The 23001-nt window shown below is 65.3% G+C and carries 17 protein-coding genes and 3 pseudogenes; 14 read left to right on the top strand and 6 right to left on the bottom strand.

Going from position 1 to position 23001, the window contains the following annotated elements:
• Together ATJ78_RS15735 and xylA are read right to left on the bottom strand one after the other, a co-directional pair.
• Positions 1–1069 (bottom strand): annotated as a pseudogene (locus tag ATJ78_RS15735) (FGGY family carbohydrate kinase); the annotation flags it as partial.
• A 96-nt stretch (positions 1070–1165) separates the two neighbouring features.
• Positions 1166–2349, bottom strand: a pseudogene (xylA, locus tag ATJ78_RS15730) (xylose isomerase); the annotation flags it as partial.
• 603 nt (positions 2350–2952) lie between these two features.
• Here xylA and ATJ78_RS16260 point away from each other — a divergent pair.
• From ATJ78_RS16260 to ATJ78_RS15710, 7 genes and pseudogenes are all read left to right on the top strand, one after another.
• Positions 2953–3648, top strand: coding sequence for a substrate-binding domain-containing protein (locus ATJ78_RS16260; RefSeq protein WP_342744811.1), 696 nt, complete (start codon positions 2953–2955; stop codon positions 3646–3648).
• Entirely contained in the window at positions 3542–3913 is a 372-nt protein-coding gene (locus ATJ78_RS16255; protein ID WP_342744807.1) for a substrate-binding domain-containing protein, read from the top strand. Before ATJ78_RS16260 ends, ATJ78_RS16255 begins: the two co-directional genes overlap by 107 nt.
• 70 nt (positions 3914–3983) lie before the next feature.
• Positions 3984–4909, top strand: a pseudogene (locus ATJ78_RS16160) (ATP-binding cassette domain-containing protein).
• Positions 4906–5055 (top strand): hypothetical protein, encoded by a 150-nt coding sequence (locus ATJ78_RS16155; protein ID WP_245836419.1) that lies wholly within the window; start codon positions 4906–4908, stop codon positions 5053–5055. Before ATJ78_RS16160 ends, ATJ78_RS16155 begins: the two are co-directional and overlap by 4 nt.
• Positions 5052–5513 (top strand): ATP-binding cassette domain-containing protein, encoded by a 462-nt coding sequence (locus ATJ78_RS16150; protein ID WP_245836415.1) that lies wholly within the window; start codon positions 5052–5054, stop codon positions 5511–5513. Before ATJ78_RS16155 ends, ATJ78_RS16150 begins: the two co-directional genes overlap by 4 nt.
• A 4-nt stretch (positions 5514–5517) precedes the next feature.
• On the top strand, positions 5518–6738 hold the full coding sequence (gene mmsB / locus ATJ78_RS15715) for a multiple monosaccharide ABC transporter permease (protein ID WP_098405746.1): 1221 nt from the start codon (positions 5518–5520) through the stop codon (positions 6736–6738).
• 48 nt (positions 6739–6786) lie between these two features.
• Positions 6787–8007 (top strand): ROK family protein, encoded by a 1221-nt coding sequence (locus ATJ78_RS15710; protein ID WP_098405745.1) that lies wholly within the window; start codon positions 6787–6789, stop codon positions 8005–8007.
• A 5-nt stretch (positions 8008–8012) separates the two neighbouring features.
• Here the strand turns inward: ATJ78_RS15710 and ATJ78_RS15705 are convergent, their stop codons facing one another.
• The 4 genes from ATJ78_RS15705 to ATJ78_RS15690 all read right to left on the bottom strand — a co-directional run bounded on the left by ATJ78_RS15705 (position 8013) and on the right by ATJ78_RS15690 (position 11111).
• Positions 8013–8504: a SprT-like domain-containing protein gene (locus ATJ78_RS15705; RefSeq protein ID WP_098405744.1), complete on the bottom strand. Its 492-nt coding sequence runs from the start codon at positions 8502–8504 to the stop codon at positions 8013–8015.
• A gap of 61 nt (positions 8505–8565) precedes the next feature.
• Positions 8566–9066, bottom strand: a complete 501-nt coding sequence (locus ATJ78_RS15700) for a tetratricopeptide repeat protein (protein WP_245836141.1) — start codon at positions 9064–9066, stop codon at positions 8566–8568.
• Between the two features lie 60 nt (positions 9067–9126).
• Positions 9127–10257 carry a PQQ-dependent sugar dehydrogenase gene (locus tag ATJ78_RS15695; RefSeq protein ID WP_098409094.1) on the bottom strand — a complete coding sequence of 377 codons (1131 nt, stop codon included), beginning with the start codon at positions 10255–10257 and terminating at the stop codon, positions 9127–9129.
• A gap of 2 nt (positions 10258–10259) precedes the next feature.
• A complete protein-coding gene (locus ATJ78_RS15690) occupies positions 10260–11111 on the bottom strand; it encodes a spermidine synthase (RefSeq protein WP_098409093.1) in 852 nt (283 codons plus the stop codon).
• A gap of 157 nt (positions 11112–11268) precedes the next feature.
• Here ATJ78_RS15690 and ATJ78_RS15685 point away from each other — a divergent pair, with 157 nt between their 5' ends.
• From ATJ78_RS15685 to ATJ78_RS15650, 7 genes are all read left to right on the top strand, one after another.
• On the top strand, positions 11269–12012 hold the full coding sequence (locus ATJ78_RS15685) for a LamB/YcsF family protein (protein WP_098409442.1): 744 nt from the start codon (positions 11269–11271) through the stop codon (positions 12010–12012).
• Positions 12012–12632 carry a 5-oxoprolinase subunit B family protein gene (locus tag ATJ78_RS15680; protein ID WP_098409092.1) on the top strand — a complete coding sequence of 207 codons (621 nt, stop codon included), beginning with the start codon at positions 12012–12014 and terminating at the stop codon, positions 12630–12632. The genes ATJ78_RS15685 and ATJ78_RS15680 overlap by 1 nt, the downstream gene beginning before the upstream one ends.
• The gene (locus ATJ78_RS15675; RefSeq protein WP_098409091.1) at positions 12629–13489 is read left to right on the top strand and encodes a 5-oxoprolinase subunit C family protein; all 861 of its coding nucleotides are present in this window, start codon (positions 12629–12631) and stop codon (positions 13487–13489) included. The genes ATJ78_RS15680 and ATJ78_RS15675 overlap by 4 nt, the downstream gene beginning before the upstream one ends.
• A gap of 348 nt (positions 13490–13837) precedes the next feature.
• Positions 13838–14821 carry a hypothetical protein gene (locus ATJ78_RS15665; protein WP_169923341.1) on the top strand — a complete coding sequence of 328 codons (984 nt, stop codon included), beginning with the start codon at positions 13838–13840 and terminating at the stop codon, positions 14819–14821.
• Entirely contained in the window at positions 14818–15288 is a 471-nt protein-coding gene (locus ATJ78_RS15660; RefSeq protein WP_434061505.1) for a P-loop nucleotide/nucleoside kinase family protein, read from the top strand. The genes ATJ78_RS15665 and ATJ78_RS15660 overlap by 4 nt, the downstream gene beginning before the upstream one ends.
• Before the next feature lie 262 nt (positions 15289–15550).
• A complete protein-coding gene (rpoB, locus tag ATJ78_RS15655; protein WP_098409087.1) occupies positions 15551–19042 on the top strand; it encodes a DNA-directed RNA polymerase subunit beta in 3492 nt (1163 codons plus the stop codon).
• Positions 19043–19086: 44 nt separating this feature from the next.
• Entirely contained in the window at positions 19087–22968 is a 3882-nt protein-coding gene (locus ATJ78_RS15650) for a DNA-directed RNA polymerase subunit beta' (RefSeq protein ID WP_098409086.1), read from the top strand.
• The last annotated feature ends 33 nt before the right edge of the window (positions 22969–23001 follow it).

Here is a 23001-nt window from a genome sequence, read left to right as displayed (position 1 = left end):
GGCGGGTGGCCGAACTCAGCGTCATGCCGAAGAGCGTCGCCGTGGCATTCGGCAGGTTGGGCGTGCGCTCGCCTTCGAAGTAGGGCTGGAGCACGAGCCCGTTCGCGCCAGGTTCGGCGTCGAGTGCGAGTTCGCCGAGCGCGGCGTGGTCGACGTCGAGCAGCCGCGCGACCGCGTCGAGAATCCGCGCGGCGTTGAGGTTGCGATGAGCGGAAGGTACGCGCCGTCCGCGGACGCCGAAACCTGCGACGGTGCCGGAGGCATCGCGCGCCGGTGTGTCGGTGACCGCGAAGACGGTCCCCGAGGTGCCGATCGAGACAATGACGTCTCCCGATACCGCGCCCAGGCCAAGCGCGGCGCCGGCGTTGTCGCCGGCGCCCGCTCCCACGACGACGCCCTCGGGAGTCGTGCCCGCCGTCTCTCCGGGGGCGAGGACGCGGGGCAGAACAGCGCTGTGGCCGAGAGCGAGCTCGAAGAGCTCCGTGTCGTATTCACCGCGCTCGGCTGACCAGTACGCGGTTCCCGAGGCATCGGAGCGATCCGTTGTCAGCTGACTGAGATCGGGGCCGAGGGGGGAGTCTCCGGCGGGACCGTATCCGCGCAGCCGCCACGTCAGCCAGTCGTGCGGCAGCGCGACCGCGGCAACACGACGTGCGTTCTCCGGCTCGGCATCGCGCAGCCAGCGCAGCTTCGACGCGGTGAACGAGGCGACGGGAACGACGCCGACCCGACGCGCGTATTCCTCGGCACCGACCTCGGCGATGAGGTCGCGAGCGGCGTCGGCGCTGCGCGTGTCGTTCCACAGCAGCGCATCGCGAATCACGTTTCCCTCGGCGTCGAGCGCGACCATTCCGTGCTGCTGACCGGCGACCGAGATCGCCGACACATCCGCGAGTCCGCCGCCGTCGGCGATGGCCTCGCGCAGCGCCGTCCACCACGCGGCGGGTGCGACTTCTGTTCCCTCGGGGTGCGAGGCGCGACCCCGGCGCACGACGGCGCCCGTCGCAGCATCCCGAATGACGATCTTGCAACTCTGCGTCGACGAATCGACTCCCGCGACCAGCGCCATGTGTGTGCCTCTCGTGACAAGTGGATGCCGCGCGCGACCGCTCCGCTCGCTCGCCTGGGAACGGTCGCGCACGACACATCGGATGCTGCTAGCCGCGGCGCCCATGAGGTGCTCGACCATCAGCTGCTGCAGTTTCACGAAGCCGAAACCCTTGCCGTTGAAGTAGGCGTCGGCGTTGAAGTCCTCGAACGACGTGCGGTCCGCGAGCAGGGCGTCGTAGCTCTCGCCGTCGCCCAGCGTCGGCGTCGACAGTTCGTCGACGCGTGCGGCCTTCAGCGCCTCCTGCACCTCGGGATCGGCGCGGAACGCTGCAGCGCGCTCCTTGAGCAGCAGGTACGTGCGCATGTTCGCGGCGGCCGATTCCCACACGCCCGACTCGTCTTCTGTGCGGCTCGGCTTGTAGTCGAAGTGGCGCGGCCCGTCGTACGCGGGCCACCGTTCGGGCCGCCGTTCTCGAGCAGGTCGACGAGCGAGAACGCGTTCTGCAGGTCGCCGTGGCCGAACACGAGGTCCTGGTCGTACTTGATGCCGCGCTGGCCGTTGAGGTCGATGTGGAACAGCTTGCCCTGGTACAGCGCCTGCGCGATGCCCGCTGTCATGTTGAGGCCCGCCATCTGCTCGTGGCCGACCTCGGGGTTGATGCCGACGAGCTCTGGGCGCTCAAGCGTCTCGATGAATGCGAGTGCGTGGCCGAGCGTCGGCAGCAGAATGTCACCGCGGGGCTCGTTCGGCTTGGGCTCGATGGCGAAGCGGATGTCGTACCCCTTGTCGGTCACGTACTGACCGAGCAGGTTGACGGCCTCGCGGTAGCGCTCGAGGGCGGCCTGAACGTCTTTCGCGGTGTCGTACTCTGCGCCCTCGCGGCCGCCCCACATGACGAACGTCTTCGCGCCCAGTTCGGCAGCGAGGTCAATGTTGCGCAGCACTTTGCGCAGGGCGAAGCGGCGCACGGCGCGATCGTTTGAGGTGAAGCCGCCATCTTTGAAGACGGGAGCCGAGAACAGGTTCGTCGTGACCATTGGAACGACGATTCCGGTGTCGGCGAGGGCCTGCTTGAGGCGGTCGATCTGCGTCTGGCGCTCGGCGTCGGTCGACCCGAAGGCGAAGAGGTCATCGTCGTGGAAGGTGAGCCCGTACGCACCCAGCTCGCTGAGCTTCTCGACGCCGTGAACAACGTCGAGGGGAGCGCGGGTCGGGCCGCCGAAGGGGTCGGTTCCGTTGTATCCGATCGTCCAGAGTCCGAACGAGAACTTGTCGTCGCGTGTGGGGGTGAGGCTCATGAAAAACTCCGTCTGTGTCAGCACCATCGATGATTTGTCGATCTACACAACATATTAGAGCACGGATGCTGTTCGCAAAAGCCCGCTGCGAAGCAGGACCGTCCGGCGTCCGCCCCCACCCACGGCCGACGTCGGGCCGCCGTCGCTCACCCGTGCAGTTTCGAAGATCACGCACGCGCCTTTGGTGCGTAACGCAAACAAAAGGTTTTTTCACGCCAGATTGGCGCTTCTCGAGCGAGTTTGACCCTGCAATCCGCCGAAGCTGCACCGGATTCTCTTTGTTGGCGGCGTAGACAAAGCGAAGAATCTCGGCTATGTTTTTCTCCGTCAACAAAGCCGCGTTCGATGCAGACCCCGCAACAACGGATCGAAAGCGAGCAGAGGCACCGCGAATTGCTCCCGTGCGCGGCTGACGACGTGATCGCATTTCAGAGAGGAAATCAACACATGTCCATCACCAAGAAGGTCCTCGCCTCGGGCCGTCGGACTCATGGCTGCGGGTCTCGCCGCATGCTCGTCTGAGGCCGAAGGCTCGACCGAAGGCGGGCGCCGTCGACTGCAACGTCGGCATCTCGATGCCCACGCGTTCGGCTCGAGCGCTGGATCAACGACGGCGAGCACCTCGAGAAGCTCCTCAAGGACGAAGGCTGCACCGTCGACCTGCAGTACGCAGACAACAAGACGAACAAGCAGATCAGCCAGATTCAGAACCAGATCGCCGGAGGCGCGAAGATTCTCGTCGTCGCTCCCATCGACGGAGAAGTTCTCTCTCCCGTTCTGAGCGAGGCCAAGAAGACGCAGGACGCCGTCGTGATCTCGTATGACCGGCTGATCAACGGCACAGAAGACGTCGACTACTACGCGACGTTCGACAACTACCGCGTGGGCCAGCTGCAGGGCGAGTTCATCGAGGAGCAGCTGGGTCTCGCCGACGGCGAGGGCCCGTTCAACCTCGAGCCGTTCGCGGGCAGCCCCGACGACAACAACGCGAAGTTCTTCTTCTCGGGCGCATGGGACGTTCTTCTTCCCTACGTCGAGAACGGTCAGCTCGAGGTTCCGAGCGGCAAGGCACCGAAGTCGAACGACGACTGGGCCTCCATCGGCATCCAGGGCTGGGCGTCTGACAAGGCGCAGGCCGAGATGGACAACCGCCTGACATCGTTCCTACACGGGCGACGAGAAGGTCGACGTCGTGCTGTCGCCGAACGACAGCCTCGCGATCGGCATCGAGGCATCGCTCAAGTCCGCCGGTTACACCCCGGGCGAGGACTATCCGCTGATCACGGGACAGGATGCTGACAAGGCAAACGTCAAGGCGATCCTCGACGACGAGCAGTCCATGACCGTCTGGAAGGACACGCGCCAGCTCGGCGACACCGTGCGCGACATGATCATGGCGATCATCGCCGGCGACGAGGTCGAGGTCAACGACACCGAGACCTACGACAACGGAAAGAAGGTCGTTCCCTCGTACCTGCTCGAGCCGCAGGTCGTGACGAAGGAGAATGTCCAGGAGAAGCTGATCGACTCGGGCTTCATCGACGCCTCTGACGTCGGACTGTGATCGTGATGCGGCCGGTGCACGCGCACCGGCCGCATCCGTTCCCTCTCCCTTGACACGGAAAGAAGTCCCTATGCAGTCATCAAGCATTCTGACGATGTCGGACATCGCCATCTCGTTCGGTCAGGTGAAGGCGCTCGACGGCGTCTCGCTCGACGTTCACCGCGGCGAGGTCCACGGCATCTGCGGCGAGAACGGCGCAGGAAAGTCGACGCTCATGAAGGTGCTGAGCGGTGTGTACCCCGCCGGAACGTACACGGGCAGCATCCAGTTCGACGGCCACGACGTCGGCTACCGCTCCATCAACGACAGCGAGCGCGACGGCATCGTCATCATTCACCAGGAGCTTGCCCTCAGCCCCTACCTCTCCATCGCCGAGAATATCTTTCTCGGAAACGAGCAGCAGACGCGCGGCGTCATCGACTGAACTCGACGAATGCCGAGGCGGCAAAGCTGCTCGCCCGCGTCGGCCTGCGCGAGAACCCCTCAACGCCCGTGCTCGAGCTGGGAGTGGGCAAGCAGCAGCTCGTGGAGATCGCGAAGGCGCTCTCGAAGAACGTGAAGCTGCTGATTCTCGACGAGCCGACAGCGGCCCTCAACGACGAAGACTCGGCGCACCTGCTGGGTCTGATCGAGCAGCTGCGCGACCAGGGCATCACGAGCATCATCATCTCGCACAAGCTCAGAGAGATTAAGCGCATTGCCGACAGCGTCACGATCATCAGAGACGGCAAGACGATCGAATCGTTCTCGATGTCGGAGCCCGACGCGACAGAGAACCGCATCATCCGCTCCATGGTCGGTCGCGATCTCAACAACCTCTTCCCGCCGCGCGATCCCGATATCGGGGACGAAGTGCTGCGCGTCGAGGACTGGACCGTGTATCACCCCGTCGACACGAGCCGAAAGGTTGTCGACGGAGCATCCTTCTCGGTGCGCGCCGGAGAGATCGTGGGCTTTGCCGGCCTCATGGCGCCGGGCGAACCGAGCTGGCCATGAGCGTCTTCGGGCACTCATACGGCACGCGGATCTCGGGGCGCATCTACAAGAACGGCACAGAGATCCAGGCGCGATCGGTCGGAGAGGCGATCAGCCACGGCATCGCGTACGCGACAGAAGACCGCAAACGCTATGGCTCAACCTGATCAAGGACATCTCGGAGAACGTCTCGTCTGCAGCCCTGGCGAAACTCTCGCGCGCGGGCGTCGTTGACCGCAATCGCGAGCACAAGGTCGCGGATTCGTACCGAGAGAAGATGAACATCAAGGCGCCGTCGGTCTCGGCGATCACGGGAAAGCTCTCGGGTGGAAACCAGCAGAAGGTCGTGCTCTCCAAGTGGATCTTCACGGGGCCCGACGTGCTGTTTCTCGACGAGCCCACGCGCGGCATCGACGTGGGTGCGAAGTACGAGATCTACGGAATCATCAATGAGCTGGCGGCGCAGGGAAAGGCCGTCGTCGTCATCTCATCGGAGCTGCCCGAGCTGCTGGGGCTGGCCGACCGAATCTACGCAATATCCGAAGGACGGCTCACGGGCGAGGTTGCTCGCGCCGATGCAACGCAGGAAGTGCTCATGGAGTACATGACAGCGGGAAAGGACTGAGGGCATGAGCACCTCGACAATGACGGCGCCCAAGACGCCGGCGCCGGAGAAGAAGCCGCGCAAGCGGCCGACGATCTCGGTCAACCTGAGGCAGTACGGGATTCTCGCCGCACTGGCGATCATCATCGTGCTGTTCCAGGTTCTGACCGACGGCCGGCTGCTGTTCCCCGGCAACATCAACAACCTCATTCAGCAGAACGCCTACGTGCTGATTCTCGCCGTCGGCATGGTCATCGTGATCATCGGCGGGCACATCGATCTGTCTGTCGGCTCGGTAGTCGCCATGGTCGGAGCCATCTCGGCGATCGCGATTCAGCAGTGGGGCCTGCCGTGGTGGCTCGCCGCGATCGTCGCCATCGCCGTCGGAGCGCTCGTCGGCGCGTGGCAAGGATTCTGGGTCGCGTTCGTGGGGATTCCGGCGTTCATCGTGACGCTCGCGGGAATGCTCTTGTTCCGCGGTCTCACGCTCGTGCTGCTGACCGGCGGAACGATCAGTGGTCTTCCCGAGGGCTTCGTCGCGATCGGCGCGGGCTGGTTCCCGGGCTGGCTCGGCGAACTCGGCGGGCGTGACGTTCTCACTCTCGTCTTCGGCGTCGTCGCCGTCGCCCTTCTGGTGCTGCAGCAGGCGCGTGCTCGCGCTGCGCAGCGCCGCCTCGACCTGGTTCGCGAGCCTCTCGTCTCGTTCTGGATCAAGCTGGGGATCGCGTCGGTGGCGATTCTCGCTCTCGCGTGGCTGCTGAGCGATTACGCGGGCACGCCGTACATTCTCATCATTCTCGCGGTGCTGATCTTGGCGTACACCTTCCTGCTGCGCAACACGGTGTTCGGGCGCCACGTGTACGCGATTGGCGGCAACCGCTTCGCGGCGATGATGAGTGGTGTGAAGACCAAGTGGATCGACTTCTTCATCCTCACGAACATGGGTCTTCTCGCCGGTCTCGCCGGAGTCGTCTCGACGGCGCGAGCCGGCGGAGCGGTCGCCTCGGCCGGTACGAACTACGAGCTCGACGCCATCGCTGCCGTGTTCATCGGCGGTGCGGCCGTCACAGGCGGCGTCGGAACGGTCGTCGGTGCCGTGATCGGTGCGCTCGTCATGGGCGTGCTCAACATGGGACTGTCGATTCTCTCGGTGGATGCTGCGTGGCAGATGGCCATCAAGGGACTTGTGCTTCTGCTTGCGGTCGCCTTCGATATCTTCAACAAGAAGCGCGGCAGCGCCGGATAGTCTCGAAGGGGCTTGAACGCAAAAAGTGGATCAGAGGGGAGCAGCGCGATGACCCATCGCGAGGCCGTCGTGCCGGATCGCGCTGCTCCCTCTTCTGGTTCCCGAACCAGCAACGATCAGCTTCGCCGGTTCAACCTGTCGATGCTCATGCAGATTCTGCACCGCAACGGCGGGTGCAGTCGGGCAGAGCTCACACGGCAAACAGGTCTCAACCGCTCGACGATCGCTGTGCTGGTCGCCGAGCTCGTGGAGGCGGGACTCGCCTATGAGGGTGAGCCCGAGACCGTTGTCGGCCAGATCGGCCGGCCGAGTCTTCGCGTGCACCCAGAGCCGCGCCTCTCGGCGATCACCGTCAACCCCGAGCACAACAGCGTCGCGATCGGGCTCATCGGCCTCGGCGGAGAGATCATCAGAAGCGTGCGCTTCGACAGCTCACGCATTCCCAGCCCCGCCGAGGCTGTGCGTGCGGCGCATTCCATCGTCGAAGGCATGCGGGGCGAGATCGAGCAGTCGTACGACCTTGTCGGCGTCGGCGTGGCCGTGCCAGGGCTCGTGAGCGCGGCGAGCGGGCGGATCGTCAACGCCCCTCAGCTGCGCTGGAAAGACGTCGACCTTGCGACCCCCATGGCGCAGGCGTTTCAGCTTCCCGTCTTCATCGCCAACGACGCGACGGTCGGTGCGATCGCCGAGAACCTGTTCGGCGCGGCGAAGGGGGCCAAAGATCTCGTCTTCGTCGACGGCAGTGCGTCGGGCATCGGCGGCGGAGTGATCATCGACGGTCAGCCGCTGCGCGGAACGTCCGGGTTCGCCGGCGAGCTCGGGCACGTCATGGTCAACAGCAACGGCACACGCTGCCACTGCGGCCGCACGGGATGCCTTGAGACCGAGGTCAATCTCGAGAGCCTGCTGCGGCTGCTCGGGCTGACGCGCGCAGACGAGCACGAGCTCGACATCGAACTGGGAGTGACCCGGGACCAGGCCGTGCTCGAAGAGGTGCGGCGCCAACTCGGGTTTCTCTCCATCGCGCTCTCGAACCTCGTGAACATCTTCGACCCCGAGGTCGTCGTTCTCGGCGGCTATCTCGGTGCGCTGCTGACGGTGTCAGACGAGCGTCTGGGCGGTGAGCTCACGCTCCGCTCCATGTCGGCGCACTCGCGATCCGTCGTGCTCGCGCGCGCCCGGCTTCGATCGCGGCGCGTCATGATCGGCGCCGCCGAGCTCGCGTTCGCCCCGCTGCTCGCCGACCCGCTCGCGTTCCGGCGAGACTGACCGCGTCACGAGGCGCTGAGGGCCGCCTTGCGCCGCGCATCGGGCGAAATGACACGCTTCGTCCAGACGATCTCGAATGCCGGGTCGAACCGGCGAGAGCACTCGCCGCACGAGGCGCGCCTGGTGGGAGCCCGGTAGCGATACAGGCGGTGGCCGCGCGGACATTCGCCGACCCACGGTGCGAGCTCATCCGCGATCTGACCGCGGTGCAGTCGCTGCCCGACGTACCCGATGTCTCTGGCGATGCGCTTCCACGAGGGGCCGTGCCCGGCTTTCGGACCGGCAAGCGCGTGCGCGACCTCGTGCAGAAGCACTTGATGGATCTCGTCGTCGTCGTACCGCGACGCGAGATATCGCGAGACCGAGATGCGCTTCGCGGTGAAATTGCACAGCCCGGCACGCTTCTTCGCATTGTCGAACGCGAAGCTCCACGACGCGTCGAGATGCAGAGAGATGAGCGCGTCAGCCCATACTCTGACTCGACCAAGATCTGCCATGGCTTAACGGTATGGCACGTCACCGACATTGCGCGCTCGATCGCGCCGCGCAACGCTCCGGCTACAGCGAAAGGTGCGACTCCGCAGCCCGAATCGCAATGAGCGATGACTCGATCTGCTCCTCAGACGCCCCGGCGTCCCTCCGCAGCTGAACCGCGGTGCGGAAGTCCTCGAGTGCGAGCTCGTACTCCTTCTGATCGAAGTACACCTTGCCCCTGTGCTGCAGAGCGAACGCCTCGTACAGCATCCACTCGTGCGTGTGCGCCTCTTCGATGAGGGAGTTCAGCTCATGAAGGGCGGGCTCGAACTCAGCGCGAAACTGCAGAACCTGCGCGCGCAGCATCCGCGGTCTCATGAGGTCGCGGCGGTTGCCCGTGAACCTCGCGAGTCGCACGGCGGCGTTCGCGGCATCGAGGGCATCGTCGAGCTGGCCGGCGACCTTCAGCAGCCACGCTTTCTCGCACAGAGCCTCAAGACTGCGCATGTTGCCGAGCTCGTCGAGGCGCTCGCCGACGGCCTTCAGGTCTACCTTCTCGCGAAGGCTCGCGGCGTCATAGCCCAAAATGATGCTCAGAGTGCTCTCCCCCTTTGTGCCCCGAAACGGCCGCTGTCGACTTCGAGGCTAACCCGATCGGCTCGCATTGATGCGCACCTCGATCAGCTTGTCGTCATCGGCGCCCGGATTTCCCCGGCCGTCGGTGTTGTTCGTCAGCAGCCAGAGAGATCCGGATGCTGTCGCCACGGCGTCGCGCACGCGACCGAACTCGCCGACGAAGAACGCGGATGCCGTCGGGGCGTCGGCCTCCGTCTCGATCACCCACAGGCGTTCGCCACCCAGCCCCGCCATGTACAGCGTGTCGCCGATCGCCGCGAGACCGCTCGGGCTCGCTTCGGCCGTCGACCACTGCAGCACCGGATCGACGAAGCGGTCGTCGTCGGCGATGCCCTCGACGGTAGGCCAGCCGTAGTTCGCTCCCGGTTCGATGATGTTCAGCTCGTCCCACGTGTTCTGGCCGAACTCGCTGGCCCACAGCGTTCCGTCATCGGTCCACGCCAGTCCCTGCGGGTTGCGGTGCCCGAGCGAGTACACGAGCGAACCGTCGATCGGATTGTCGTCTGGCACGCTCCCGTCGGGGGTCATGCGCAGGATCTTGCCCGCGAGCGAGTCGATGTCTTGCGCGATCTCGCCCCCGGTCGCGTCTCCCGTCGTGGCGTACAGCATGCCATCGGGCCCGAATGCGAGGCGACCGCCGTTGTGAATGGAGGCTTTCGGGATGCCGGTGAGAACGACTGTGCTGGCTCCGAGTTGCGGATCATCGGGCAGCCCGGTCACCGGGTAGCGCAGAATGCGATTGTCGCTCGCGGTCGTGACATATGCGTACAGCCACGCGTCGCCATCGTCGTCGTGCAGTGCGAGGCCGAGCAGGCCGCCCTCACCTCCGGGCGCTGCCTGGTCGACCGTCGCGACGACGTTGAGGGCGCCGCCCGCGGCGAGATGCACGATCTGCGCGGCATCGCGCAGCGAGAGAAGAGCGCCGCCGTCGAGAGGGACCACCGACCAGGGTGCGTCGAGGTTCGTTGCGAGAACGTCGTATTCCCCACTCGGCATTCCTGGCGCGCCGCTGTCGGCGGACGCGGAAGCGCGAGGATCGGTCGGCACTTCTGTGCTCGTGCACGCCGTAAGAAGCAGAGCGGATGCTGCCAGAAGCGCTGCGCTCGACAGCATCCGCTGGGAATATGCTCTCGATGGCATGGTCACAGTCCGAACACGGTGCGCGACGGCTCAGGAGACGGCGTCGCCTCGGCGTCAGACACCGGGCGAGCGCCTGCCATGAAGTCCCGCAGTTCGCGGCCCGCGACGAGCTTTGCCGGATACGGTCCTCCCGCAAGAAGTCGAGGCACCATGTCGAGCGGCAGCATCGACCGCGAGGCGACGAGCACGACGTTGCCGAAGCGACGTCCCTTGAGAATCTGCGTGTCGGCGAGGGCAGCCACCTCGCCGAACACCTCGCTCAGCGTTGCGGCCTGACCGCGGGCGAACGCAAGACCCGGCCCGTCGGCGACGTTGACGGCGAGCATTCCGTCGGGCGAGAGCAGCGCAGAGACCATCGCGTAGAACTCGGTGCTGGTCACGTGGGCAGGGGTCTGCGCGCCATTGAAGATGTCGCTGATCACGAGGTCGACAGTGCCGTGCAGACCGGCCGGAAGGCGGCCGAGCACCTCGCGGGCGTCGCCGTATCGCACGCGAATCTGGGCGCGCTTGGGCCACGGCAGGTGCTCGCGCACAAAATCCACGAGGTCGCGCTCGAGCTCGATCACCTGCTGCCGCGAACCCGGACGCGTGGCGTCGACGTAGCGAGGCAGCGTGAGCGCGCCGGCGCCGAGGTGCACAGCGGTGATGGGAGCCGCGGGGGAGCGAACGAGGTCGACGACGTGGCCGATGCGGCGCACGTACTCGAAGAACAGCTCGCGCGGATCGGTCATGTTCACGTGCGATTGCGGCGTGCCGTCAACGACCAGCTGATAGGCGCCGTCGACATACGCATCAGGCTCGATGGATGCTGCCAGGCCGCTGCCCGACAGCACGATCGACGGATTCTCGCTCACACTCGCGAGTCTACGGCGCTGGTCCTTCCGGCGCCGGGGATCCCCCCGGGCGCCCACGTCTTCTGAACCTTGCGGACGTATTAGTGCGCCGCGGCGCCAGTACGACCGCAACGGTCAGAACCCCGCGCGGGCACCGCGCTAGCCTTGAGGTGTGCGCATCGATCTCAATTGCGACCTCGGTGAGACCGTCGACGGGCAGCCGACGGCAGACGATGCCGCCATGTTCCCGCACATCTCGAGCGCTAACGTCGCGTGCGGCTTTCACGCGGGCGACGCGGCGAGCATGCGCGCGACGTGCGATCTCGCCGTGCAGCATGGCGTCGCAATCGGCGCGCACGTCTCGTACCGCGATCGCACGGGCTTCGGGCGCACCGACATCGAGATCGACCGCGCGACGCTCACCGACGACATCGTCGAGCAGATCGAGACGCTGAGCGAGATCGCGTATGCCGCGGGGGGAGCGGTGAGCTACATCAAGCCGCACGGGGCGCTGTACAACCGCATCGCCTGCGACGCCGAGCGCGCCGACATTGTTGCTGCGGCGGTGGCATCGCGCGGAGCCCTGCCGATCATGGGGCTTCCGCAGTCGAGCATCGCGACCGCAGCATCCGAACGGGGTCTGCGGTTCATTCGCGAGGCATTCGTCGATCGCGGCTACGCGCGCGACGGCTCTCTTGTTCCGCGTGGCGACGAGGGTGCATTGCTTGAGCCGGATGCTGTCGCCGAACGTGCCGTCGGGATCGTCGCTCACGGCGAGGTCGTCGCGGTGACGGGGGAGCGGCTGTCGCTCGACGTCGACTCCCTGTGCGTGCACGGCGATACCCCCGGCGCGGTGCGCATGGCCGCCGACGTGCGGGCAGCGCTCGGGCGCGCGGGCATCGAGATCGCGGCGGTCGTGTGATGCAGGCGGCGTCCCGCAGCATCCGCCGCGTCGGCGATGTGGCGCTGCTTGTCGAGTGCGCGAGTCTCGACGACGTCATGGCGCTGCATCGTGGCCTCGTCGACCGGCCCGGCTCCGTCGTCGATGTTGTTCCGGCGGCACGCACCATCCTCGTCACCGTCGAGCGTCCGCACGACGTGCAGGCGGTGCGACGGTGGCTCGACGATGCGCAACCGGTTGACGCCGAGGTCTCCGAGACAGCGCTCGTGCACATCGACGTGCGCTATGACGGCGCCGATCTCGCCGAAGTCGCGCGTCTGACCGGCATGTCCGAGCGTGAGGTCATCGCGCGACACACTCGGGCGACGTGGCGTGTCGCGTTCGGCGGATTCGCTCCTGGCTTCGCGTATCTCGTCACCGACGATGACGGTCTGGCGGTGCCGCGTCGCGAAACGCCGCGCACGCACGTTCCGGCCGGATCCGTCGCTCTCGCCGGCGAGTTCACGGGCGTCTATCCGCGGTCGTCGCCCGGCGGATGGCAGCTCATCGGCCGAACGGACGCCGAACTGTGGAACGTCGAGCGGCAGCATCCTGCCCTTCTCGAACCCGGAGCGACGGTCTCGTTTCGGGAGGCGCCATGACGCGGCTGATCGTCGTTGAGCCCGGGCCGCTCACGACCGTGCAAGACCTCGGCCGGCCGGGGTTCGCTCACATCGGCGTTCCCCCGTCCGGTGCGCTCGATCGCGGCGCGCTCACGCTCGCCAACCGGCTCGTGGGCAATGGCGAGCGTGCGGCAGGCCTCGAGATCACGGTCGGCGGATTCGAGGCTCGCGCTGACGACGACGTCTGGTTCGCCGTCACGGGAGCATGGTGTCCCATCATGGTGGACGGCGAGCCGGTTGACCCGAATTCCGCCGTGCGAGCGCAGGCGGGTCAGCTGATTCGCGTGGATGCCGCGACACACGGTCTGCGCCCGTATCTCGCGGTGCGGGGCGGCGTCGACGTCGCCCCCGTGCTCGGGTCTCGCTCGCGCGACGTGCTGTCAGAGCTGGGGCCCGGCCCTCTCATGGCGGGCGACGAGCTGACGGTCGGGGCGCCGCCGCGCACGGAGGTTCCCGTTCTCGAGATTGCGCCATGGGGTCCGCCCACCGATGAGCGTGTCGATGTTCCTGTCTCGCTGGGCCCCCGCGACGACTGGTTTACGGATGCCGCGGTCGCCGCGTTCTTCTCCGCCGAGTGGCGCATCGACGCGGCTTCGAACAGAGTGGGCGCGCGCCTGGCCGGCGTTCCCCTCGAACGCGCTGTCGATGCGGAGCTTCCGAGCGAGGGCATGGTGGCCGGCGCGATCCAGGTTCCGCCGTCCGGCCTCCCGACGGTGCTGCTCGCCGACCATCCGGTCACGGGCGGGTACCCGGTGATCGGCGTGGTCTCCCGTAACGCGCTTGACGTTTTCGCTCAGGTGCGTCCAGGGCAGGCCGTCTCTTTTCGTCGCGTCTGACGGTTCCCGCCGCGCATGGCGCTGTGGCCGCGGCCGCCACCGTCCCGATAGTCGCGCTGGCCACCCCGACCCTGCCGACTCCGACCCCGCCGACCCCGACCCCGACCCCGACCCCGACCCCGCCGACCCCGACCCCGCCGACCCCGACCCCGCCGACCCCGACCCCGCCGACCCCGACCCCGCCGAAGGTGAGTTGCAGGAAGTGGCTGCTCATCGTCTCCCCGGGAACAGCCAGATCCTGCAAGTCACTTTCGGGACTCTCCCTCCACAGGGGTGAAGCGGTCCTTCATCATCCACAGGATGCTCGCCGGGGCGCCGTCACTGCTTGGCGAGGCGCAGAGTTGTTGCATGCCGAAGCCACTTCCCGAACATTTGGAGAACAGTGCATTCACGGTGAAGGACGGGCGAGGTGCCGGACTGAGCCGCGCCCGTATGCGCGGAAGCGATCTCGTTGCGCCATTTCCCCGCGTACGAATGCCGGCACGCTGGCTACAACCAGTCGGCGACAGCGCGACTGTTCGCGAGAAGGTGAGCGACAAGCGACGGCGGGTCGAAGCGTTCGCGCGTTCGGCAATGCTGAGAATGCCCGTCGGCAGCGCGGCGTCGCTGACATCGGCCGCCTACCTCCACAGCATCCCGCTTCCTCTTCGTTTTCTCGGGGACGAAGTGGTGCACATTAGTGTTCCGAGGGGGACGCGCGCGCCCGTCGGAAAGGGCATCGCGGGGCATCAAGTAACGACGCGTCCCGGCGAAATCACGTCGATCGACGGCATCCCCGTGACCACTGTCGAACGCACGTGGTGCGACCTCGCCGCACTACTGGATGTTCCCGACCTTGTCGCCGCGGGTGACGGGCTCATTCACCGCCGCGCTCGGCGCACGACAAAGCGAGCGCTCGCCGCAGTCGCCCGCAGTTACCCGACGTCACGCGGGCGTGCGCGCCGAACCGCGTCGCTCGCGCTCCTCAACGAGCGCGCAGAGTCCCCGCGCGAGTCGAGACTGCGCGTTCATCTCGTACAAGCGGGGCTTCCCGAGCCCGCGGTCAACCCGTCGATCTACTACCGCGGCGCGTTCGTGGGGCGCGTCGACATGCTGTACCTGACGTGGGGTCTCATCATCGAATATGAAGGGGAACAGCATCTGACAGATGTCGGGCAGTGGCAAACCGACATCGCCCGAGTGAACGATTTCGCCGACATCGGATTGCGAACGATCCGCGCAACAGCCGCAGACGACCGGGACCCGTCCCAGCTCATCGAGCGTGTCCGCGCCCACATTGCCGGAGGCGAACGTCGCGTCGCGCACGATCCCGCGATTACCATCAGATGGTGAGTCGAGCGGTGTTCATGTGCGGTCCTGCCGGGTCGGGAAAGACCACGGTGGCGATGCGCCTCGTCGAAACCGAGGGCCTCACGCGCCTCTCTGTCGACGAAGAGGCGTGGAAGCGCGGTTTCCGCTCGCATCCGATCCCGGTTCAGGATGCCGAGGAGATCGACGTTCTCCTTCGCGAGCGACTCACCGAGCTTCTCACCGCGAATCGCGGCGTCGTGCTCGACTACTCATTCGCCACGCGCGCGGTGCGCGACGACTATCGCGCGTTCGTCGCGGCGTTCGGCGTTGTTCCCGAGATCGTCTTCGTCGACACCCCGCGCGACGTGGCGCTTCAACGCATCCGCGAGCGGCGCGGTGAAGACGCGAACGATGCCGTTTTGAGCGTCGAGACGGCGCGCCGCTTCTATGACGGCTTCGAGATCCCGACGCCGTCCGAGGGGCCGCTCACCGTCGTTTCAGGCGCCTGACGAACAAGCCGAGAACCGGATGCTGCAGCGCGATCGCCCGGTTATACCTGAGAGATTCCCGATCGTCAAGAACCGCAGTGGACACGGCGCGTCAAACGGCATACACTTGTTCTTTGCGCTCCCTGACGTTCTACCATGCCTTCATATTGCGGTCGGCCCAGTGCAACGTGCTTCGCATGACGCACGACTTCACATGGCGTGAGGCGAGTACTCCATTACTAACAGTAACTTGGCCCGACGGGGCCCACGGAGGTTATAACCCTTGGCTGCTGCGCGCAACGCAACCACCACCACATCCAAGAATGGCCGTCACGCATCACGGCCGTCATTCGCCAAGATCAGTGACACGCTGACCGTCCCAGATCTTCTGGCACTGCAGACAGAGAGCTTCGACTGGCTCGTCGGCAACGAGAACTGGAAGGAACGCGTCGCCAACGCGGCGGAATCCGACCGCAAGGACCTGCCGAACGACTCGGGCCTTGAAGAGATCTTCGAGGAGATCTCTCCGATCGAGGACCTCGGCGAGACGATGCAGCTCTCGTTCGCCAACCCGTACCTCGAGCCTGAGAAGTACTCCATCGAGGAGTGCACAGAGCGCGGCAAGACGTACGCGGCCCCGCTGTACGTCGAGGCCGAGTTCATGAACCACCTCACGGGTGAGATCAAGACCCAGACGGTCTTCATGGGCGACTTCCCTCTCATGACCGAGAAGGGCACGTTCATCATCAACGGCACCGAGCGTGTCGTCGTGTCTCAGCTGGTCCGCAGCCCCGGTGTGTACTTCGAGCGCACTCCTGAGAAGACGAGCGACAAGGACGTCTTCTCGGCGCGCGTCATTCCGAGCCGCGGTGCATGGCTCGAGTTCGAGATCGACAAGCGCGACCAGGTCGGCGTTCGCATCGACCGCAAGCGCAAGCAGTCGGTCACGACGTTCCTCAAGGCTCTCGGCATGACGAGCGAAGAGATCCTCGCCGAGTTCGACGGCTACGAGTCGATCGCGTCGACGCTCGAGAAGGACCCGATCCTTACGAAGGAAGACGCGCTTCGCGACATCTACCGCAAGCTCCGCCCGGGCGAGCAGGTTGCCGCTGAGGCAGCTCGCGCGCTTCTCGACAACTTCTACTTCAACCCGAAGCGCTACGACCTCGCCAAGGTCGGTCGCTACAAGATCAACAAGAAGCTCGGTCTTGAAGCGCCGCTCAGCGACTCGGTGCTCACGGTCGAGGACGTCGTCGCAACGATCAAGTACCTCGTTCGTCTGCATGCCGGAGAGACCTCCTTCGAGGGCGTCCGCGGTGGCAAGCCGGCCGAGATCCGCCTCGACGTCGACGACATCGACAACTTCGGTAACCGTCGCATCCGCGCGGTCGGCGAGCTCATTCAGAACCAGGTCCGCACGGGTCTCTCGCGCATGGAGCGCGTCGTCCGCGAGCGCATGACGACGCAGGACATCGAGGCGATCACGCCGCAGACCCTGATCAACGTGCGCCCGGTCGTCGCTGCGATCAAGGAGTTCTTCGGAACGAGCCAGCTGTCGCAGTTCATGGACCAGAACAACCCGCTCGCGGGTCTCACGCACAAGCGCCGCCTCTCGGCGCTCGGCCCCGGTGGTCTGTCGCGTGAGCGCGCGGGTGTCGAGGTTCGCGACGTTCACCCCTCGCACTACGGCCGCATGTGCCCCATCGAGACTCCTGAAGGCCCGAACATCGGTCTGATCGGCTCGCTCGCGACGTTCGCTCGCATCAACGCGTTCGGCTTCATCGAGACGCCGTACCGCCGCATCGTGAACGGCAAGGTCACCGAGAAGGTCGACTACCTCACCGCGATGGAAGAAGAGGACTACATCGTCGCTCAGGCGAACGCCGTTCTGAACGACGACAGCACCTTCCGCGACGACCGTGTCCTCGCGCGCAAGGAAGACGGCGAGGTCGACCTCGTTCCCGTCGAGGAGATCGCCTACATGGACGTCTCGCCGCGCCAGATGGTGTCGGTCGGTACGTCGCTCATTCCGTTCCTCGAGCACGACGACGCGAACCGCGCTCTCATGGGTGCGAACATGCAGCGTCAGGCTGTGCCGCTGCTGCGCAGCGAATCGCCGTACGTCGGAACCGGTATGGAAGGCTACGCCGCAATCGACGCTGGCGAGGTCATCACCGCAGACAAGGCGGGCGTCGTCTCCCAGGTGTCGGCTGACAGCGTCACGCTGCAGCTCGACGAGGGCGGCACCAAGACGTACTACCTCGACAAGTTCCTCCGCTCAAACCAGGGAAACAGCTACAACCACCGCGTCATCGTCAACGAGGGTGACCGCATTGAGGCTGGCGAGGTCGTTGCTGACGGTCCCTCGACCGAAGACGGTGAGCTCGCGCTCGGCAAGAACCTGCTCGTCGCGTTCATGCCGTGGGAGGGCCTCAACTTCGAGGACGCCATCATCCTCAGCCAGAACGTGGTGAAGGACGACACACTCAGCTCCATCCACATCGAGGAGTACGAGGTTGACGCCCGCGACACCAAGCTCGGCAAGGAAGAGATCACGCGTGATCTGCCGAACGTCAGCCCCGACCTGCTCAAGGACCTCGACGAGCGCGGCATCATCCGCATCGGCGCCGAGGTCCACCCCGGCGACATCCTCGTCGGAAAGGTCACCCCGAAGGGTGAAACCGAGCTGAGCGCCGAGGAGCGTCTGCTTCGCGCGATCTTCAACGAGAAGAGCCGCGAGGTGCGCGACACGAGCCTCAAGGTTCCGCACGGTGAGAACGGAACAGTGATCGCCGTCAAGGAGTTCGACGCAGAAGAGGGCGACGACGAGCTGGGCTCTGGCGTCAACCGTCGCGTCGTGGTCTACATCGCTCAGAAACGCAAGATCACCGAGGGTGACAAGCTCGCGGGCCGTCACGGCAACAAGGGCGTCATCTCGAAGATCCTGCCGGTCGAGGACATGCCGTTCCTCTCTGACGGAACTCCGGTCGACATCATCCTCAACCCCCTCGGAATCCCGGGTCGCATGAACTTCGGCCAGGTTCTCGAGACGCACCTTGGCTGGATTGCCAACCAGGGCTGGAAGGTCGAGGGCAACCCGGAGTGGGCGAAGGATCTCCCGGCGGAGGCTCGCGAGGGCGCTCCCGGAACCAAGGTCGCAACCCCGGTGTTCGACGGCGCTGAAGAGCACGAGATCGCTGGTCTTCTCGACGCTACTCTGCCGAACCGTGATGGGGAGCGCATGATCGACTCGAGCGGAAAGACCCGTCTGTTCGACGGTCGCTCCGGAGAGCCGTTCCCCGAGCCGATCTCGGTGGGTTACATGTACATCCTGAAGCTGCACCACCTCGTGGACGACAAGATCCACGCGCGTTCGACGGGCCCGTACTCGATGATCACGCAGCAGCCTCTCGGTGGTAAGGCGCAGTTCGGTGGACAGCGCTTCGGTGAGATGGAGGTGTGGGCACTCGAGGCTTACGGTGCCGCATACGCCCTCCAGGAGCTCCTCACGATCAAGTCCGACGACATTCTCGGCCGCGTCAAGGTGTACGAGTCCATCGTCAAGGGCGAGAACATTCAGGAGCCCGGCATCCCCGAGAGCTTCAAGGTGCTCATGAAGGAAATGCAGTCGCTGTGCTTGAACGTCGAGGTGCTCTCGGCCGATGGCACGGCGGTGAGCCTGCGCGACACCGACGACGACGCCTTCCGCGCCGCCGAGGAGCTCGGGATCAACATTTCCTCCAGGTTCGAGTCCTCGTCGATTGACGAGATCTAAGCGCCTGGCCACTGTAGAAACTTCAGAGAATTTCAGGAGAGAAATTGCTCGACGCAACAACATTTGACGAGCTTCGCATTGGCCTGGCGACCGGCGACGACATCCGTCGTTGGTCTTACGGCGAGGTCAAGAAGCCCGAGACCATCAACTACCGCACCCTGAAGCCTGAGAAGGACGGTCTGTTCGGTGAGCAGATCTTCGGGCCCAGCCGCGACTGGGAGTGCTCGTGCGGCAAGTACAAGCGCGTGCGCTTCAAGGGAATCGTGTGTGAGCGCTGTGGAGTCGAGGTCACGAAGTCCTCGGTTCGCCGCGAGCGCATGGGCCACATCGAGCTCGCCGCTCCCGTCACGCACATCTGGTACTTCAAGGGTGTGCCGTCGCGCCTCGGCTACCTGCTCGACATGGCGCCGAAGGACCTCGAGAAGGTCATCTACTTCGCCGCATACATGGTGATCAGCGTCGACGAGGAAGCTCGCCACGCTGACATGCCCGGACTCGAGAACGAGCTCCGTCTCGAGCTGAAGACGCTCGGCGACCAGCGCGACTCCGCGATCGCTGACCGTATGAAGAAGCTCGAAGACGACCTGGCCGCTCTGGAAGAAGAGGGTGCCAAGGCCGACCAGAAGCGCCGCACGAAGGACGCCGCTGAGAAAGAGATGACTCAGCTGCGCAAGTCCTTCGACGAGCAGATCGGTCAGCTCGAGCGCGTCTGGGAAGACTTCCGAAACCTCAAGATCGGAGAGCTCAAGCCCGAAGACGCCGTCTTCCACGAGCTCCAGGACCGCTACGGTCTGTACTTCGAGGCGCACATGGGCGCCGAGGGCATCCAGAAGCGTCTCGAGACCTTCGACCTGCAGGCCGAGGCCGAGTCGCTCCACGGGCAGATCGCCGAGGGCAAGGGTCAGAAGAAGATCCGCGCCATCAAGCGCCTCAAGGTCGTCAACGCGTTCCTGCAGACGGGCACATCGCCTGCCGCCATGGTTCTCGATGTCGTTCCGGTGATTCCGCCGGAGCTTCGCCCGATGGTGCAGCTCGACGGTGGCCGCTTCGCCACGAGCGACCTGAACGACCTCTACCGTCGCGTGATCAACCGCAACAACCGTCTTCGTCGACTGCTTGACCTCGGTGCTCCCGAGATCATCGTCAACAACGAGAAGCGGATGCTGCAGGAAGCCGTCGACGCTCTCTTCGACAACGGTCGTCGCGGCCGTCCCGTCACGGGAACGGGCAACCGCGCGCTCAAGTCACTGAGTGACATGCTCAAGGGCAAGCAGGGTCGCTTCCGTCAGAACCTGCTGGGTAAGCGCGTCGACTACTCGGGCCGTTCGGTCATCGTCGTCGGTCCGCAGCTCAAGCTTCACCAGTGTGGTCTGCCGAAGCAGATGGCGCTCGAGTTGTTCAAGCCGTTCGTCATCAAGCGCCTGATCGACCTGAGCCACGCTCAGAACATCAAGGCAGCGAAGCGCATGGTCGAGCGGGCGCGCCCCGAGGTGTGGGACGTTCTCGAAGAGATCATCCGCGAGCGCCCGGTGCTGCTGAACCGTGCTCCGACGCTTCACCGTCTGGGAATCCAGGCGTTCGAGCCGCAGCTCGTCGAGGGTAAGGCGATCCAGCTTCACCCGCTCGTGTGTGCCGCGTTCAACGCCGACTTCGACGGTGACCAGATGGCCGTGCACCTTCCGCTGTCGGTCGAGGCTCAGGCTGAGGCCCGCGTGCTCATGCTCGCGTCCAACAACATCCTGAAGCCCTCCGACGGCCGCCCGGTCACCCTGCCCAGCCAGGACATGATCATCGGTCTGCACCACCTCACGACGCTCACCGATGGTGCCGTCGGCGAGGGCCGTGCGTTCTCGAGCATCGCCGAGGCGATCCTCGCTCACGATCAGCACACGCTGCACCTCAACGCGAAGATCCGCATTCGCCTCGACGGCCTGCACTTCCGCGCAGGCGAGGAGCCCGAGGGCTTCGTTCAGGGCGAGCCGTTCATCTTCGAGACGACGCTCGGTCGCGCGATCTTCAACGAGGCGCTGCCCGAGGACTACCCGTTCGTCAACGAGGTGGCCGACAAGGGCAAGCTCTCGTCGATCGTCAACGACCTCGCTGAGCGCTACTCGAAGACCGACACCGCGACGACCCTTGACAACATCAAGGACGCCGGCTTCTACTGGGCGACCCGCTCGGGTGTGACCGTCGCATTGAGCGACATTCTCACGCCCGCGAGCAAGAAGGACATCGTCGCCAAGTACGAGAAGCAGGCCGCGAAGGTTCAGGGCCAGTTCGACAAGGGACTCACGACCGACGCCGAGCGTCGTCAGGAGCTCATCAAGATCTGGACCGAGGCGACCGACGAGGTTGCGCAGGCCATGCGCGACGGGTTCCCCGCTGACAACACCATCAACCGCATGGTGTCGTCGGGTGCCCGTGGTAACTGGCTGCAGATCCGCAACATCGCGGGTATGCGCGGACTGGTGAACGACCCGAAGGGCGGCATCATCCCGCGTCCGATCATCTCGAGCTACCGCGAGGGTCTCTCGGTCGCCGAGTACTTCATCGCGACGCACGGTGCCCGTAAGGGTCTGGCCGACACCGCTCTCCGCACCGCCGACTCCGGATACCTGACGCGTCGACTCGTCGACGTCTCTCAGGACGTCATCATCCGCGAGAAGGACTGTGGCACGTCGAAGGGTCTCGAGCTCCCGATCGCCTCGTTCGACTCGCAGGGCACGCTCGTGCGCGACCCGAACGTCGAGAACTCGGTGTTCGCCCGCTCGCTGGCTGCCGACGTTGTCGACGCCGAGGGAACCGTCGTGGCCTCCGCAGGTGACGACGTGGGTGACGTGCTCATCGACCGTCTTGTCGAGGCAGGAATCGAGACGATCAAGGTCCGTTCTGTCCTGACATGCGAGTCGAGCATCGGCGTCTGCGCCGCCTGCTACGGTCGTTCGCTGGCGACGGGCAAGCTCGTCGACATCGGAGAGGCAATCGGAACGATCGCAGCTCAGTCGATCGGTGAGCCGGGAACCCAGCTCACGATGCGTACGTTCCACACCGGTGGTTCGGCATCGGCAGACGACATCACGCAGGGTCTTCCCCGCGTGCAGGAGCTCTTCGAGGCTCGCACCCCGAAGGGGGCGACCCCGATCGCCGAGGCCGCTGGCCGCGTGACGATCGAGGAGACCGAGAAGAGCCGAAAGGTCATCCTCACGCCAGACAACGGCGACGAGCCGGTTGTCTACCCCGTGCTGAAGCGCGCCACGCTCCTCGTTGAGGACGGCGATCACGTTGACCTCGGTCAGCCGCTGCACGTCGGTGCCACCGACCCCAAGGAGGTTCTGCGCGTGCAGGGCGTCCGCGAGGTTCAGAAGCACCTCGTCGGCGGGGTTCAGGGCGTCTACCGCTCGCAGGGTGTGCCGATCCACGACAAGCACATCGAGGTCATCGTGCGCCAGATGCTCCGCAAGGTCACCGTGGTCGACCACGGCGACACCGAGCTGCTTCCCGGTGAGCTCGTCGACCGTTCGCGGTACAACGAGACGAACCGTGCCGCTCTGGCCGAAGGCAAGCGCACGGCCTCGGCTCGTCAGGAGGTCATGGGTATCACCAAGGCGTCGCTTGCGACCGAATCGTGGCTGTCCGCAGCATCCTTCCAGGAGACGACCCGCGTTCTCACGCAGGCCGCCATGGAAGGAAAGCGTGACCCGCTGATCGGTCTCAAGGAGAACGTCATCATCGGTAAGCTCATCCCGGCCGGAACCGGTCTCGCCAAGTACCGCAACGTCTCTGTTGAGGCGACGGAAGAGGCGAAGGCCGAGCGCTACCCGAACCGCATCTTCGCGGATGACGGTGCGTTCAGCGAGTCCGACCTGTCGTTCGTCGACTTCGACAGCTTCTCGAGCGACGACTTCAACCCGGGCACGTACAGCTAAGCACTGAGCACGACGGCGGAGGGTCCTCTTTGA

It is taken from the genome of Paramicrobacterium agarici (assembly GCF_002563955.1).
In the GTDB taxonomy this organism is placed as follows: domain Bacteria; phylum Actinomycetota; class Actinomycetes; order Actinomycetales; family Microbacteriaceae; genus Paramicrobacterium; species Paramicrobacterium agarici.
Note: the sequence above shows the minus strand (reverse complement) of the source record. Positions and strands in the feature narration are given on the sequence as shown.